Genomic DNA, 11,142 nt, shown 5'->3' with positions numbered 1-11,142 from the left:
CAATAATAGCCGCCGGATATACTTATCAAGATTATGTTAAAGCCATTGTAGATTTTGCAACTACTAATGGATATGCTTTGGTACGTTACGATTTAACACAAATGGGTACTGGAAATACTGCTTATTTGGCAGATAACGAGCACCCTAATAATGCTGGTTATACGATATTAGCATCTGCATGGGGAAGCACATTAGGCATTAGGCCCAATAGCAGCCTTCCATTAGAAAAAATTAACGCTGTTGATGGAAGTACTTTTTTTCCTCAAACAGCAAGTTTGAGTAATAGTTTAGTACTGAGAGATGTAAATGGTAATTTTTCCGCTGGCATAATAACTGCCGCATTAACGGGGAATGCCTCTACTGCTACTAATCTTGCTACAGGAAGAACTATTGGCATAACAGGAGACGGGACTTATACAAGCCCCTCATTCAACGGGTCTACAAATGTAACAGCGGCATTTACTTTAGCTATAGTAAATGCAAATACTGGCAGTTTTGGCACAGCATCAAATGTACCTACTTATACAGTAAACGGCAAAGGCTTGCTCACAGCATCTGCTAACACCCCTATACAGATTTCGGAAAGCCAGGTAACAAATTTAGTTACGGATCTTGCTGCTAAACAAGCGTCCATTCCCTTTGGAGCAGGAGTGCAACCTGCTTTGGCTGTAAATATAGGATCTGCGGGGGCCCCGATATTGTTTAATGGCGTTGCCGGAACACCGTCAAGTATAGGATTAGCAAATGCCACTGGAACAGCCAGCGCTTTAAGCATAGGTGGTACAGCAAGTAATATCACGGCCTATACTATTAACCAAAATTTAGGCACGGCAAATTCGCCAAGATTCGCAAGTGGAAGCGGTATAACCGGTAGTAATCCCGGCGCTTTAACATGGGACATTACTAATAATAATAACAGTAGTAGTTTTTTTATTTGGCAAAATGGAGCAAGCGGTGCTGGAGTAACTAATTGGGCCAATAATTCAGTATTAGAAGGCAGTAATTCTGTTGTATTTGGAGCAATAGGGGGCCAATTTTATTGGCAACACAACAGAGTCGGGATAGCGTCATTAGATGGAAGTGGTAACTTTGGTACTTCGGGTAATATATCAGCACCAACCGGAACATTTTCAGGTAATCTAACAGCAGCAGGAATACAAGGTACGACAGGAAATTTTTCAGGCAATATATCATCCAGTGCCCTAATAGGGGCGCTAACCCTACAGGCTGCGGCTAATATAACTGCCGGCACTACTATAACTCCAGGAGTTTTTACTGTAGCGCTATTACCAATTGGACAACCGGTGGGGGCACTGGCTTACGTAACCGATGCTTTATCACCCTCTTATAATGCAACTGTTGTAGGAGGCGGTTCTGTTAGAATACCCGTATTCTACAACGGTACAAATTGGACAGCTCATTAATCACAACTTAAACATGAAAAACCTACAACAAATCGCAAACAATATAAAGATATAATGATGAGCCCCTTAGAGCTACATAATGAAAAGTTAAATACTATGTCCGATAAGATGGATGAAACATCTAATCTTGTTAAAAAGGTGATAAAGCTGTGGCCTGTATTTTCATTTTTTGGTATGATACTCGGTGGCATAATAGGTTTTGTATGGGGGGTTTTTGTATATAACGCAAGCCTTGTTAAACGGCCTGAATATGAAGATCACTTAAAGATAGAGAACGGAAATACCAAAGCTATTAGCAGATCATTGATTATCGATAGCACTACTAATTATAGTCAAGACCAGCGCTTAGAAAAACTTGAAACGGCGCCAAAATGGAGACTTACAAGGGTAATACATGTTAAAGATAAAAACGGAATATCGCGCGACAGAGAGGTTAACTGATGGTTTGGATTGTGGGCATAGTGATGATTCTATTATTTGTGTTTGGGGTGTTAAGGGGTTTTAAATGATACAGCTGTTTTAATTTATTTATTGTTTTTTATTTTTTGATATGGCAGATTTTGACAAAGCATATAAGCTAACCGGACATAATGAAGGTGGTTATGCTAATAACCCTAACGATCATGGGGGTGAAACTTATGCGGGTATATCCCGAAAGTTTTGGCCTAACTGGAGTGGATGGAGTTTAATTGACTTATATAAAAAGCAACATGGCGGCGTACATGGTATTGATGCGTACATGTCCTCTAATCCCATTATGCAAAAGTCGGTTGCGTCATTCTATAGACAAAACTTTTGGGACGTAAATAAACTTGATCTAATCAACGATCAACAGCTTGCTAATAATGTGTATGACTTTGGCGTAAATAGCGGCGTAGACGAAGCGGCAAAAGTATTACAGTCCATTGTAGGCGTTGCGATTGATGGGGTTATAGGTAATCATACTATTGCCGAAACAAATTCATTAGATGCTAAAAATACATATGATAGATATAACGCTGAAAGGATAAGATTTTATCATTCATTAAGTAAAAATCCCGGCCAATTGGTTTTTCTTAAATCATGGATAAGCCGGATTAAACCTTATTATACGTAGCTATAATAAGAAACAACACTATTTTAAATAATCACTAAAAACTAAAATAATGAAACAATTTTTTGACTACTTAAAAGGCTTTCCATTTAAAAACCTATTAGCTGTTTTTCTTTTATGGGAGCTGATAAATCTTTTAAAAACTACGCCACAGCTACACGATAGCTGTATAGTGCTTTTAACACTTGTGGTGAAGTATTTTTATGATACCTCTAATAGTTCATCTAAAAAGGATGAAACTATTTCTGCTGCCTTAGACAAGGCTCAAATGACGCCAGCGGCACCGATTGCAACTATATAAAAAAGGAAAATAATTAAAAATATTTTAAGCACCGGTTGCGAAATTAGCGTAGGGATCACGGGATAAAGTACGCCGGCTGCTTAATCTTAACAATTTAAACAAACAAAATCATGTCATTAAAAACAGTAGTACAATCAATCAGTTCATGGGCCACTAACTTTATTTCAAAGATATTGCCCGACAGTAAAAAACTAATCGATATAGCATCGTATATCGTGAATGGATTTAAAACAATAGATGCAGCGCACCCTGAAATATTAAATACATTGGTTGCCTTAATACCAGGTACGGTTGATGATCTTATCTTAGCGGATGTTAGGGCGGCACTTCCAAAGGTATTGGTAGATTTAAAAATCGTACAGGATGAGGTAAATAAAACTCCCGATCAGATCGTGGCTGATGGAGTTGCTATAGTTAATTCATCGCCCGTAAAGTCAGTATTATTAGGTAGTATATGGACGGCGTTATCGAATGAGCTAACCAAAGACGGCGTTTCAATAACTGATCTGCAGAAGTTGCAGCAAACATTCTATGAAGAAATAGGAAAGAATTTAATAGTTTAATTAATGAAAAACATAGACAAAAGGCATATAGCATGTTGGGTGCTAATGGTTGCTTCTGTTATAGGTAGTAATTGTTACGGCCAGGTGGTGAAAATAGTTTATCCTGGATATACAAGTTATTGGAATAGCAAAACACTTATTCCCGATAGTGTAGTTTATATTTCAACCCCGCATAAAAAAGCGGCTAATCGTTCAGCAGGCTTTCATGCTACTGGTGGGCGATTAAACGAGAATAGAGATTACGCCCATTCGGGCTACGATCAGGGGCATTTATGCAACGCTTCTGATGAAAATGGAAATACTATTGACGAGTTCAATTCGTTTGACCAAGCTAATATTTACCCACAATTGCCAAAGCTAAACCGGCTTACATGGCTTGCTCTTGAAAACTATATCAGAACTTTAGGCGTGGTTAAAATAAAGGTTTATTGGCATGGCGTAAAAGGATATATGGGCGTTGATAAGGTTACTATTCCATTATGGTGTGATAAAGAAATTTGGTACAAGGGGCATTATGAAAAATACAGCATGCCCAATAATGATACCGTTAATATTCACGACTACGGTTACTACAAATTAAAATAGTCTTTTCATGGTTAGGTTTAATTGGTTGAACGGGGCAAGACGCAAGGTTAAGCTCCGTTCTTTTATGCTATTTCTTTTACCTCCAATTCTTTTTGAAAGAGGGCGAAAAAAAGATTCTGTAATTGATGGAGGTATTTAATTCGTGCTATTATCGGGCTGTCTACATTTAACACTTCGCCAAAATAGACCCCTCCGCATTCTGTAAGAAAAATACTAAACTCCGTATGCTCATACCACAATCCTTTAACATTTTCAAAACTGCATCTTTCAAGCATTTCGGGTGTTAGTACAATCGGATTATGGGGGAATCTTTCTATATCCACTAAATCATAGGCGTTTACCCGAAATGGTTCACCGCTTACACTTAATATCCAATTACCAACCCTCAACTCATTTTGCTTTATCATTGTCTTTCTATCCTTTATTAGTAGGGGGTTAAATTAAATCTTAAAAGTGTAATCGTTGTGAAATTGTTCATAGCCCATCGAATACATTTTATCTACGCTTTCGGGGTTGACATTAACCATTCGGGGGAAATATCCGTTATGTCCACAACAACAGCCCGTAGTTATTATTCCATTGCGCCATAGGTGTATTATATCTTCAACTATACAACCATCTATCGCTATTGAGGTTGACAGCCCTTTTTTAATTCTCCGTGTCCGCTCTAAGTTATGAGGCAATTCTATTAAAACATGGCGCTCCCGTATTTCGGTTTCAGACATTCCAGATTTACAACTACATCCCATAATTTTAAGTGTTATCCTACTACCTAATTTAACAATTGTTAACCCTTTTTATAAATGCTATCCCAATGTTTTTTATACTCCCGAACGTTGATAAGATGTATCTTAAATTGTTTGCCAGTATCAAGTGTAACGAATAGACACAATAAGCTTGGTGGTACATGATAATCTTTAGCCCACCTAAATAGTGTTTTAATATTATACTTATACCTTATATTTCGTAAAAATGATTTAACGGGTTCGTCCCAAAAAATAGGGCAATTGGATAAAGTTGAATACCCGCCTTCGTGTTGTTTATATCCAATATTTAAAGCTATCATAATTTAACAGTTGTTTGTAGGGGTGTTAATTCTTTTTATTTTTGCGATTTAATGCCCTGCGTTCTCTTCTGGTTATCGGAGTTTGAAATGGCAACTCAAAATTATAAGGGTTGGTAATACTATACGTTTCCTCTTTTAAAGGCTTGGATATATTTTCCTCAACCATTCGTTTAGCATGTAAAGCAGATGGCATATATCCCACAATTGCGATTTTATTTACATCCTTCATATCTCCATCAGTTGTTAGTTATCATTAAGGGGTTACTTATAGGGGGTTTTATTTCTTCTTTTTTCTTTTTCGGGAAGTTTATTAAAATAGTGATTTATAAAGTAATTTATTATTGCTATCAAAATGCGGGATAAAATCCTCGCTTTCCCGTAACTGAATATATTTATTCCAATTACTGATATGTTTTAGTTGCTCCTCTTTATCATCCGCCAAATTATAAGCGTTCCTGAACTCTTTAAACGTTTTAATATCACTCATAAATGAAACCATTGCACCTGCATCGCCTTTGCCGTCTTTTACCATCGGAATGCGGTCAAAGGCATCTAAAATAACAATGGCATTAATTCGGTTGTATTTAACCTCAAACATTTTATTTCTTTTTAAGGTGCTTAAATTTTAATTCCATATCCAATGCTTCGCATATAGCGATAAGCCGTTCTAAAGTAAGATTAGTAACCCCTTTTTCGATATTTGGGATATGCTGAACAGCAATCTTTAGCTTATCGGCTAATTGCTTTTGCGTTAATTTTAGTTGATTCCTACGTGCTTTAATTTCGCCACCTACGGTTTCTTTGGTCATATCGACAAAGGTAACAATAAAATGTTATATATAAAAACAACACCTGTAAATATTATACACAATATATAACATTAAAATGTTAATAACTTTATTATTTTATATTTGCATATATAACATTATAGTGTTACACTTGTATTGTCAATCAAGGCAAATAAAACTATCTCACATGACAACTACCGAAATTAAAGCAAAAGGAGTTCTATATGCATCTGATCTTGATGCCGAAATGTATCTTGTGATTGGAAAATGGAATACAAGCATTAAGAAACCTGCTTGTCATTGGTATATGATAAGTCCAAATACTGGAACGCATTCTATAATTACAAATAGCAATCGGGCAGACGAAAGAGTTAATTCCCATTGGTCGGGCTTTGTAAATGCTCAAAAAGAATATCGTTAAAAACACCGTGTGCCGCGAGATAGTCATGGTCTGCCACCGCAACGCTCACAAGGCTTGCGAATTTGGCAGTAAAAAACATAAAGATTATGAACTGGATTAAAGTGCAAGATAAGTTACCGGCTGTTCAAAAAACGATAATGGTATATCATGTTACTGGCGGTATAATAACCATATACTATTCGCTGATGCACAAAGAAACAGACCTTAACGGCTGGGTAGCAAAGGGAATTAGTCACTGGATGGATATGCCCGAACCGCCAAAAGTTTAAAAAAAGAAGAAAAACCAAACCAAATCCTCTTTTAAAACAACCAATAGGGGGTAGAGGGTAAAACTTAAGAATTATGAAAATAACAATTCTGCATAAGTCAAATATATTGATAACCCCCGAAAAGGTGTTAATTGAGAGGATCATTACAGAATCCACGTATAAAGAAAATTTCGAGGCGGTGCTCGAAAAGGTTACCGAAATTATAGAAGAAGAAAACGAACGAATTATATATAGTCAACAAGGTTTTTCAGAAACGAATGATTTCGTATTATCAGCATTTAAAGGAGAAACACAAATTAGAGTGGCCCAGGGAGGTGAATCTGCCGAAGATTTTTTTGTGGCCGAATTTCATTAACCACCACCCCACCACAATAAAGAACATAATACAGGCACTTAAACAAAGGATATGGCAAATTTCGATAATACAGAATGGTTTTTGACCAACGATAAAATACATGGTTTTTCTGTTTCAAAGAGAATATTAACCTCGCGTATGTGTACTTATGGTTTTGAGTATTCGGTAGAAATAGGTACTGCATTCATAAAGGCATATTCTTTAGAAGATCTGACAAAAAAGGCAGAGCCGGTATTTAGAAAATACGCAAAAGATATTCTTAAAAAGAACACTTTAACAAAGGATTAATAGTATAGATTATGGCAAGGGAAATAAAGTTTAAATTTTTATTCGGTAACGACAACGGCGACACGGTAATTACAAGGGAGTTTACCATTGAAGAAATTATCAATAAGTCAATGGATGATATTTGGGAAAGCCTTGCCGAGTGTAATTGCCAGCCCATATGTGAAACATACGTTGTAGAGTGCGGACATGGCGATTTGTACGCCGACTATTCTTTTAAGAAAGTAATTGAATTTACAGGACAGGCCGACCCCGATGGGAAAGATATTTACGATGGCGATACTTTACAGCATGGTGAAAATATTTATATCGTGCAGAAAAGGGATGGTAATTGTAATTGGTTAGGCGTTAATGAGGATGGGCAAACCGGTATGTTATTATCATTTTGTAGCAAGGATAAGGTTATCGGCAATGTCCATAAACCCCAATTTTAACCACCCTTTACCCCACTAAGAGAATAACTGTTTATTACTTAAAATATATTATTATGGCTGAAAGATTTGTAATACATGATATGGGCACGCCACTGCTGAAGTTTGAATACGAGGTGCATATCAAAGATCAGTTAGAGCCAGATAATACAATTATAATCAAATCTGGCTATCCCGATAAAGAACCGACATTAGAGTACGCTAACAAAGTTTTAACCATACTTAACAATGGCAATAGCACCAAATAATAATGAGCTTATTAAGCAAGAGGTTATCAGTATTTATATTATCGGCAATATCAAGCATATGTGGCTAAGGCTTCACTTTCCAAACAGAATTGAAGTAAAAGAACTATTGTTGATAATCAGCCCTGAATAATTTAACCAATAAGATAGGCAACAGCCCTGACACCAATAAAAAGAAAAAGATATTATGAAAATAGGAGATAAATTGTGGCTGGCTGAAAGCCGTAGAAACGAAACAATAGTGAGCGAGGTCGAAATTGCCACAGTGGGCAAAAAATACTTTACGCTAACCAATGACCCGAGAAAAAAATATAGTATTGAGCGCATGGTTTTAGAAACCCAATATAATTGGAGTGGTAGGTTTTATAATACACATCAAGAATATTTGGACAGCACCGAAATATCTGCCCTATATTTTGAGATTAAAAAATGGTTCGATGGTTACACGTGTCAAAGACTAAATTTAGATCAGTTAAGGCAGATTAAACACATTGTAACCCCTATTTAACCACCCTATTTAAGTAGACAGATAAATGTATAGATTGAAAAAAATGAAAAAGATTTTTTGGTTAACGGTAATAGTATTGGCCGGCATAGGAATACCATTTTATATTGCGTATAACGTAAAGGGCGATTTTTGGCTTATTTTCATGGGTGCTATGATGATTATACAGAGCCTGGTTAATATAGTTGCTTTTATACGTTCCGAGCGAAAGAAAAAAGTAATTACATTAAATGCAACAAAATAAGGTATAAACACTTAATAAATAATTGATATGGAAAGTAAATTTACTAAGGGAGTATGGTCTGTAGTAGGTAAAGATTTACTGCACATAAAGTCAGATATTCAAGCGATGCCGTTAGGTCAGGCATTTGTGCAATGTAATTACAAAGACCATAAAACGGTACTTGATGCCGAAGCTATAGCGAACGCCAAATTGTTTGCGGCCGCACCTGATTTACTGGAAGCCCTGCAAGAGTTTGTTAATTGGATAAAACAAGGCGACCATGACGGATCGTTTATTGAAGATGCAGAGGCCGCACTTGCAAAAGCATTAGATTAACGATAAAAATAATGGCTAAGCGTAAACAAAGAGTTACTGTAAAATGGTCAAAGAAAGAAAATGACTGGCAATCTCGTTTCCCTGAATGGGAAAATAGAAACGCTAAAATTTTAGGTAACGCATTTTTTACTATGATTAGCGAGTATGAAGCCTTTAGAAAAAATAATTGGTTAGGTGAGCCGACTGGCTTTAAGGATTTACGAACGTATTTAGATGAAGCCGGATTTGACCCCGATAGTTTTACTATTTCTGTTTACGCTAAACCGCAAATAAAGCCATGAGCGAAACCAAAACCTACGGAATAACACTTACCCCTAATCAGCGTCAAAACTTCTTAGAGTGGGTTAATAATAGCTGTATTAGGTTACGAGATCAGTCTTATGGTGAGCGTAGAAATTTAGTTAGGTATTGGATAGACTTTTTAAAAATAAATAAGATGGAAATAGGAACTAAGTTATTAGCTAAACATAATCGTGAAGATCGCGGCGATGATTATATATGCGAGGTGGTAAAGATAACAAAGACATATATCGAAACAAACGATGGAAAGCGTATTGGCCAACCGTATAAGGATGGAAAAATAGAACTGGGGATAACTACTGGAAAACACTGGTACCCTTGTTTTTATATTTTGACCAACACCCTTAAAAGAGATTTTGATAGACGGAACGCCTTAAAGATATTGGCAACAAGAAACTTCAACTATTATGATACCGATAGCTTGTTGAAATTGGTTGAAATTATCAAAACCGCCACTAAGTTTTAATTGAAGTAGTACTTAACAAATAAGTTATGAAAATAATAATCCAGGGCCGAGAGGTCGACACTAAAGAAATTTGGGATATAAAATTAAAAACAGAGAGCAGGTACGTTAAGCTGATAATTAAAATTACCGATAAGCCAAATATTGAAATTGGCAGGAACATAGCTTATGAAACCTATTCATCTGAATTTAGAGAGATTTATGCTCCTTACGAACGCCTATATAAAGAGATAAAAGAAAAATGGGAAGCCGATAAAGCAGATATTCCAATTTTTAAACTATGAAGATAGATAGCTCTACTCTACCAGTAATGAAAAAATAAAATGGCAAGTTTTAAATTAAATCGAACAAAGCAATGCGCTAAATGCCCGTGGAAAGTTAGCACTAATCCTTATGATATTCCTGATGGGTACGATGTTGAAAAGCATAGGGGGCTATCTTGTACTATAAAAAGCGGTTTACAGAGCCTTGGGCAAACGAACGCTATGTCTTGCCATCATTCTACCGGCGAGGATCAAATGTATTGCATAGGCTGGTTAAACAATCAATTAGGTCCTGGTAATAACATAGGGTTAAGAATAAAATTTATGTCATGCGAGAATGGTAGGGATATAAAGGTATTTGGAAAACAGCATGCGCGCTTTGAAGATACCCTGCCAGCTTAATGTAAATATTATTCGTATCTTTATCATTGAAATCCGTCTCACTAATGCACAACGGAAACCGTAACCGACGTTCAGAAATGGAGAGAGGATGCGGGTAAATAACGGGCGTGGAAGCTATGTACTATGTATGTGGCTTTTTTATTTACTTTCCACCCTATCAATAGCATCCCCAATAGCTTCTAACAGCTTTGGACGTAATGCTTCTACAACATCTACCTGCCACCATTTACCCGCTTTTATTAAATCAAAGTTTGCCGTTTTACCCTTCAGCCGATAAATAGTATAACTATAAGCAGTATAGGTAAACATCAATTTATCTACCTTTCGCTTATGTAGCTGGCCCCGGTAGGTAAATTCAATATCAAGCGAAGTAGAGTTATACACGGATAAGTCAAAATTGCGGGTAATTTAATTGTTTTTAGCATTTTCCTCAAGCAGGGCATTAAAGAAACCAATAACGCTTTGTTTGATTTCGGGCTTTATATTTTCCGGGAATATTAATTTATTATCTCTAATTTCTACCTCAACATTATAGCTCTCATTTATGGTGGCTATAATAAAATCTTGATAATCCTTTGTCATACTTTAGTTGTTAATCGTAATAATCTTCAATAGCTAAGCCTATCGATTCGATTGTTTCGCCCGGCAACACATCGCCTGTGATCTGCTCCCAAATTTCATTACGCGCGATCTCTGCTATCTGTTTATCATATAGTAGTATTTGATAATAATTTTCTTTAGGGACTACCCTTAGGCTAACAAGACCTCCATCATATAAGGCCCTTATGGTAATTGTTTCTTCTGCTTCCATTTTTAATATACAT

At 36.3% G+C, this 11,142-nt stretch carries 27 protein-coding genes; 19 read left to right on the top strand and 8 right to left on the bottom strand.

Annotation, left to right across the window (positions count from 1 at the left end):
- From JWP71_RS14785 to JWP71_RS14760, 6 genes are all read left to right on the top strand, one after another.
- Positions 1-1,424 (top strand): hypothetical protein (locus JWP71_RS14785; RefSeq protein WP_299501468.1); only part of this gene is annotated, 1,424 nt, incomplete at its 5' end.
- 96 nt (positions 1,425-1,520) lie between these two features.
- The gene (locus JWP71_RS14780) at positions 1,521-1,865 is read left to right on the top strand and encodes a hypothetical protein (protein ID WP_299501466.1); all 345 of its coding nucleotides are present in this window, start codon (positions 1,521-1,523) and stop codon (positions 1,863-1,865) included.
- 109 nt (positions 1,866-1,974) lie between these two features.
- Positions 1,975-2,520 (top strand): glycosyl hydrolase 108 family protein, encoded by a 546-nt coding sequence (locus tag JWP71_RS14775; RefSeq protein WP_299501464.1) that lies wholly within the window; start codon positions 1,975-1,977, stop codon positions 2,518-2,520.
- A 49-nt stretch (positions 2,521-2,569) separates the two neighbouring features.
- Complete coding sequence (locus JWP71_RS14770; protein WP_299501461.1) at positions 2,570-2,818, top strand: hypothetical protein; 249 nt, start codon at positions 2,570-2,572, stop codon at positions 2,816-2,818.
- Positions 2,819-2,928: 110 nt separating this feature from the next.
- On the top strand, positions 2,929-3,381 hold the full coding sequence (locus JWP71_RS14765) for a hypothetical protein (RefSeq protein WP_299501459.1): 453 nt from the start codon (positions 2,929-2,931) through the stop codon (positions 3,379-3,381).
- A gap of 3 nt (positions 3,382-3,384) precedes the next feature.
- Positions 3,385-3,966: a DNA/RNA non-specific endonuclease gene (locus tag JWP71_RS14760; protein ID WP_299501457.1), complete on the top strand. Its 582-nt coding sequence runs from the start codon at positions 3,385-3,387 to the stop codon at positions 3,964-3,966.
- Between the two features lie 62 nt (positions 3,967-4,028).
- Here the strand turns inward: JWP71_RS14760 and JWP71_RS14755 are convergent, their stop codons facing one another.
- The 5 genes from JWP71_RS14755 to JWP71_RS14735 form a co-directional block, all read right to left on the bottom strand.
- Complete coding sequence (locus JWP71_RS14755) at positions 4,029-4,373, bottom strand: hypothetical protein (protein ID WP_299501455.1); 345 nt, start codon at positions 4,371-4,373, stop codon at positions 4,029-4,031.
- A 33-nt stretch (positions 4,374-4,406) separates the two neighbouring features.
- Complete coding sequence (locus JWP71_RS14750) at positions 4,407-4,691, bottom strand: hypothetical protein (protein ID WP_299501453.1); 285 nt, start codon at positions 4,689-4,691, stop codon at positions 4,407-4,409.
- Between the two features lie 366 nt (positions 4,692-5,057).
- Positions 5,058-5,261, bottom strand: a complete 204-nt coding sequence (locus tag JWP71_RS14745; protein ID WP_299501451.1) for a hypothetical protein — start codon at positions 5,259-5,261, stop codon at positions 5,058-5,060.
- 81 nt (positions 5,262-5,342) lie between these two features.
- Positions 5,343-5,630, bottom strand: coding sequence for a hypothetical protein (locus tag JWP71_RS14740; protein ID WP_299501449.1), 288 nt, complete (start codon positions 5,628-5,630; stop codon positions 5,343-5,345).
- A gap of 1 nt (position 5,631) precedes the next feature.
- Entirely contained in the window at positions 5,632-5,841 is a 210-nt protein-coding gene (locus tag JWP71_RS14735) for a helix-turn-helix transcriptional regulator (RefSeq protein ID WP_299501448.1), read from the bottom strand.
- A gap of 166 nt (positions 5,842-6,007) precedes the next feature.
- Between JWP71_RS14735 and JWP71_RS14730 the strand changes: the two genes are divergently transcribed.
- The 13 genes from JWP71_RS14730 (at position 6,008) to JWP71_RS14670 (ending at position 10,318) form a co-directional block, all read left to right on the top strand.
- A complete protein-coding gene (locus JWP71_RS14730; protein WP_299501446.1) occupies positions 6,008-6,241 on the top strand; it encodes a hypothetical protein in 234 nt (77 codons plus the stop codon).
- 86 nt (positions 6,242-6,327) lie between these two features.
- Complete coding sequence (locus tag JWP71_RS14725; RefSeq protein WP_299501444.1) at positions 6,328-6,510, top strand: DUF551 domain-containing protein; 183 nt, start codon at positions 6,328-6,330, stop codon at positions 6,508-6,510.
- Positions 6,511-6,583: 73 nt separating this feature from the next.
- Positions 6,584-6,865, top strand: coding sequence for a hypothetical protein (locus tag JWP71_RS14720; protein ID WP_299501443.1), 282 nt, complete (start codon positions 6,584-6,586; stop codon positions 6,863-6,865).
- A gap of 51 nt (positions 6,866-6,916) precedes the next feature.
- Entirely contained in the window at positions 6,917-7,153 is a 237-nt protein-coding gene (locus JWP71_RS14715) for a hypothetical protein (protein ID WP_299501441.1), read from the top strand.
- An 11-nt stretch (positions 7,154-7,164) separates the two neighbouring features.
- Complete coding sequence (locus tag JWP71_RS14710) at positions 7,165-7,584, top strand: YopX family protein (protein ID WP_299501438.1); 420 nt, start codon at positions 7,165-7,167, stop codon at positions 7,582-7,584.
- Positions 7,585-7,637: 53 nt separating this feature from the next.
- The gene (locus JWP71_RS14705; RefSeq protein WP_299501435.1) at positions 7,638-7,829 is read left to right on the top strand and encodes a hypothetical protein; all 192 of its coding nucleotides are present in this window, start codon (positions 7,638-7,640) and stop codon (positions 7,827-7,829) included.
- 184 nt (positions 7,830-8,013) lie between these two features.
- Positions 8,014-8,334, top strand: coding sequence for a hypothetical protein (locus JWP71_RS14700; protein WP_299501433.1), 321 nt, complete (start codon positions 8,014-8,016; stop codon positions 8,332-8,334).
- Positions 8,335-8,377: 43 nt separating this feature from the next.
- Positions 8,378-8,575 (top strand): hypothetical protein, encoded by a 198-nt coding sequence (locus tag JWP71_RS14695; protein WP_299501430.1) that lies wholly within the window; start codon positions 8,378-8,380, stop codon positions 8,573-8,575.
- Between the two features lie 27 nt (positions 8,576-8,602).
- Entirely contained in the window at positions 8,603-8,890 is a 288-nt protein-coding gene (locus JWP71_RS14690; protein ID WP_299501427.1) for a hypothetical protein, read from the top strand.
- A gap of 11 nt (positions 8,891-8,901) precedes the next feature.
- Positions 8,902-9,171, top strand: coding sequence for a hypothetical protein (locus JWP71_RS14685; protein WP_299501424.1), 270 nt, complete (start codon positions 8,902-8,904; stop codon positions 9,169-9,171).
- Entirely contained in the window at positions 9,168-9,656 is a 489-nt protein-coding gene (locus tag JWP71_RS14680; RefSeq protein WP_299501421.1) for a hypothetical protein, read from the top strand. The genes JWP71_RS14685 and JWP71_RS14680 overlap by 4 nt, the downstream gene beginning before the upstream one ends.
- 26 nt (positions 9,657-9,682) lie before the next feature.
- Positions 9,683-9,937 (top strand): hypothetical protein, encoded by a 255-nt coding sequence (locus tag JWP71_RS14675; protein WP_299501418.1) that lies wholly within the window; start codon positions 9,683-9,685, stop codon positions 9,935-9,937.
- Positions 9,938-9,976: 39 nt separating this feature from the next.
- The gene (locus JWP71_RS14670) at positions 9,977-10,318 is read left to right on the top strand and encodes a DUF6283 family protein (RefSeq protein ID WP_299501415.1); all 342 of its coding nucleotides are present in this window, start codon (positions 9,977-9,979) and stop codon (positions 10,316-10,318) included.
- Between the two features lie 138 nt (positions 10,319-10,456).
- On the opposite strand, the gene JWP71_RS14665 is transcribed toward JWP71_RS14670, so the two are convergent.
- The 3 genes from JWP71_RS14665 to JWP71_RS14655 are packed head-to-tail and all read right to left on the bottom strand — an operon-like array spanning position 10,457 to position 11,129.
- Positions 10,457-10,702 (bottom strand): hypothetical protein, encoded by a 246-nt coding sequence (locus tag JWP71_RS14665; protein WP_299501412.1) that lies wholly within the window; start codon positions 10,700-10,702, stop codon positions 10,457-10,459.
- 24 nt (positions 10,703-10,726) lie between these two features.
- Positions 10,727-10,900: a hypothetical protein gene (locus JWP71_RS14660; protein ID WP_299501409.1), complete on the bottom strand. Its 174-nt coding sequence runs from the start codon at positions 10,898-10,900 to the stop codon at positions 10,727-10,729.
- 10 nt (positions 10,901-10,910) lie between these two features.
- On the bottom strand, positions 10,911-11,129 hold the full coding sequence (locus tag JWP71_RS14655) for a hypothetical protein (RefSeq protein WP_299501407.1): 219 nt from the start codon (positions 11,127-11,129) through the stop codon (positions 10,911-10,913).
- Positions 11,130-11,142: the final 13 nt, after the last annotated feature.

The organism is Mucilaginibacter sp. (assembly GCF_028287845.1).
Classification (GTDB): Bacteria; Bacteroidota; Bacteroidia; order Sphingobacteriales; family Sphingobacteriaceae; genus Mucilaginibacter.
This window is presented reverse-complemented; position numbering and strand designations above follow the sequence as displayed.

What these genes read in the sequence shown, in the direction of transcription:
- JWP71_RS14715 (WP_299501441.1), top strand. Translation starts at nt 6,917, where the DNA reads ATGGCAAATTTCGATAATACAGAATGGTTTTTGACCAACGATAAAATA.
- JWP71_RS14735 (WP_299501448.1), bottom strand. Translation starts at nt 5,841, where the DNA reads ATGACCAAAGAAACCGTAGGTGGCGAAATTAAAGCACGTAGGAATCAA.
- JWP71_RS14770 (WP_299501461.1), top strand. Translation starts at nt 2,570, where the DNA reads ATGAAACAATTTTTTGACTACTTAAAAGGCTTTCCATTTAAAAACCTA.
- JWP71_RS14730 (WP_299501446.1), top strand. Translation starts at nt 6,008, where the DNA reads ATGACAACTACCGAAATTAAAGCAAAAGGAGTTCTATATGCATCTGAT.
- JWP71_RS14670 (WP_299501415.1), top strand. Translation starts at nt 9,977, where the DNA reads ATGGCAAGTTTTAAATTAAATCGAACAAAGCAATGCGCTAAATGCCCG.
- JWP71_RS14700 (WP_299501433.1), top strand. Translation starts at nt 8,014, where the DNA reads ATGAAAATAGGAGATAAATTGTGGCTGGCTGAAAGCCGTAGAAACGAA.
- JWP71_RS14725 (WP_299501444.1), top strand. Translation starts at nt 6,328, where the DNA reads ATGAACTGGATTAAAGTGCAAGATAAGTTACCGGCTGTTCAAAAAACG.
- JWP71_RS14745 (WP_299501451.1), bottom strand. Translation starts at nt 5,261, where the DNA reads ATGAAGGATGTAAATAAAATCGCAATTGTGGGATATATGCCATCTGCT.
- JWP71_RS14690 (WP_299501427.1), top strand. Translation starts at nt 8,603, where the DNA reads ATGGAAAGTAAATTTACTAAGGGAGTATGGTCTGTAGTAGGTAAAGAT.
- JWP71_RS14780 (WP_299501466.1), top strand. Translation starts at nt 1,521, where the DNA reads ATGTCCGATAAGATGGATGAAACATCTAATCTTGTTAAAAAGGTGATA.
- JWP71_RS14720 (WP_299501443.1), top strand. Translation starts at nt 6,584, where the DNA reads ATGAAAATAACAATTCTGCATAAGTCAAATATATTGATAACCCCCGAA.
- JWP71_RS14775 (WP_299501464.1), top strand. Translation starts at nt 1,975, where the DNA reads ATGGCAGATTTTGACAAAGCATATAAGCTAACCGGACATAATGAAGGT.
- JWP71_RS14750 (WP_299501453.1), bottom strand. Translation starts at nt 4,691, where the DNA reads ATGTCTGAAACCGAAATACGGGAGCGCCATGTTTTAATAGAATTGCCT.
- JWP71_RS14755 (WP_299501455.1), bottom strand. Translation starts at nt 4,373, where the DNA reads ATGATAAAGCAAAATGAGTTGAGGGTTGGTAATTGGATATTAAGTGTA.
- JWP71_RS14655 (WP_299501407.1), bottom strand. Translation starts at nt 11,129, where the DNA reads ATGGAAGCAGAAGAAACAATTACCATAAGGGCCTTATATGATGGAGGT.
- JWP71_RS14740 (WP_299501449.1), bottom strand. Translation starts at nt 5,630, where the DNA reads ATGTTTGAGGTTAAATACAACCGAATTAATGCCATTGTTATTTTAGAT.
- JWP71_RS14675 (WP_299501418.1), top strand. Translation starts at nt 9,683, where the DNA reads ATGAAAATAATAATCCAGGGCCGAGAGGTCGACACTAAAGAAATTTGG.
- JWP71_RS14685 (WP_299501424.1), top strand. Translation starts at nt 8,902, where the DNA reads ATGGCTAAGCGTAAACAAAGAGTTACTGTAAAATGGTCAAAGAAAGAA.
- JWP71_RS14760 (WP_299501457.1), top strand. Translation starts at nt 3,385, where the DNA reads ATGAAAAACATAGACAAAAGGCATATAGCATGTTGGGTGCTAATGGTT.
- JWP71_RS14660 (WP_299501409.1), bottom strand. Translation starts at nt 10,900, where the DNA reads ATGACAAAGGATTATCAAGATTTTATTATAGCCACCATAAATGAGAGC.
- JWP71_RS14695 (WP_299501430.1), top strand. Translation starts at nt 8,378, where the DNA reads ATGAAAAAGATTTTTTGGTTAACGGTAATAGTATTGGCCGGCATAGGA.
- JWP71_RS14710 (WP_299501438.1), top strand. Translation starts at nt 7,165, where the DNA reads ATGGCAAGGGAAATAAAGTTTAAATTTTTATTCGGTAACGACAACGGC.
- JWP71_RS14705 (WP_299501435.1), top strand. Translation starts at nt 7,638, where the DNA reads ATGGCTGAAAGATTTGTAATACATGATATGGGCACGCCACTGCTGAAG.
- JWP71_RS14680 (WP_299501421.1), top strand. Translation starts at nt 9,168, where the DNA reads ATGAGCGAAACCAAAACCTACGGAATAACACTTACCCCTAATCAGCGT.
- JWP71_RS14765 (WP_299501459.1), top strand. Translation starts at nt 2,929, where the DNA reads ATGTCATTAAAAACAGTAGTACAATCAATCAGTTCATGGGCCACTAAC.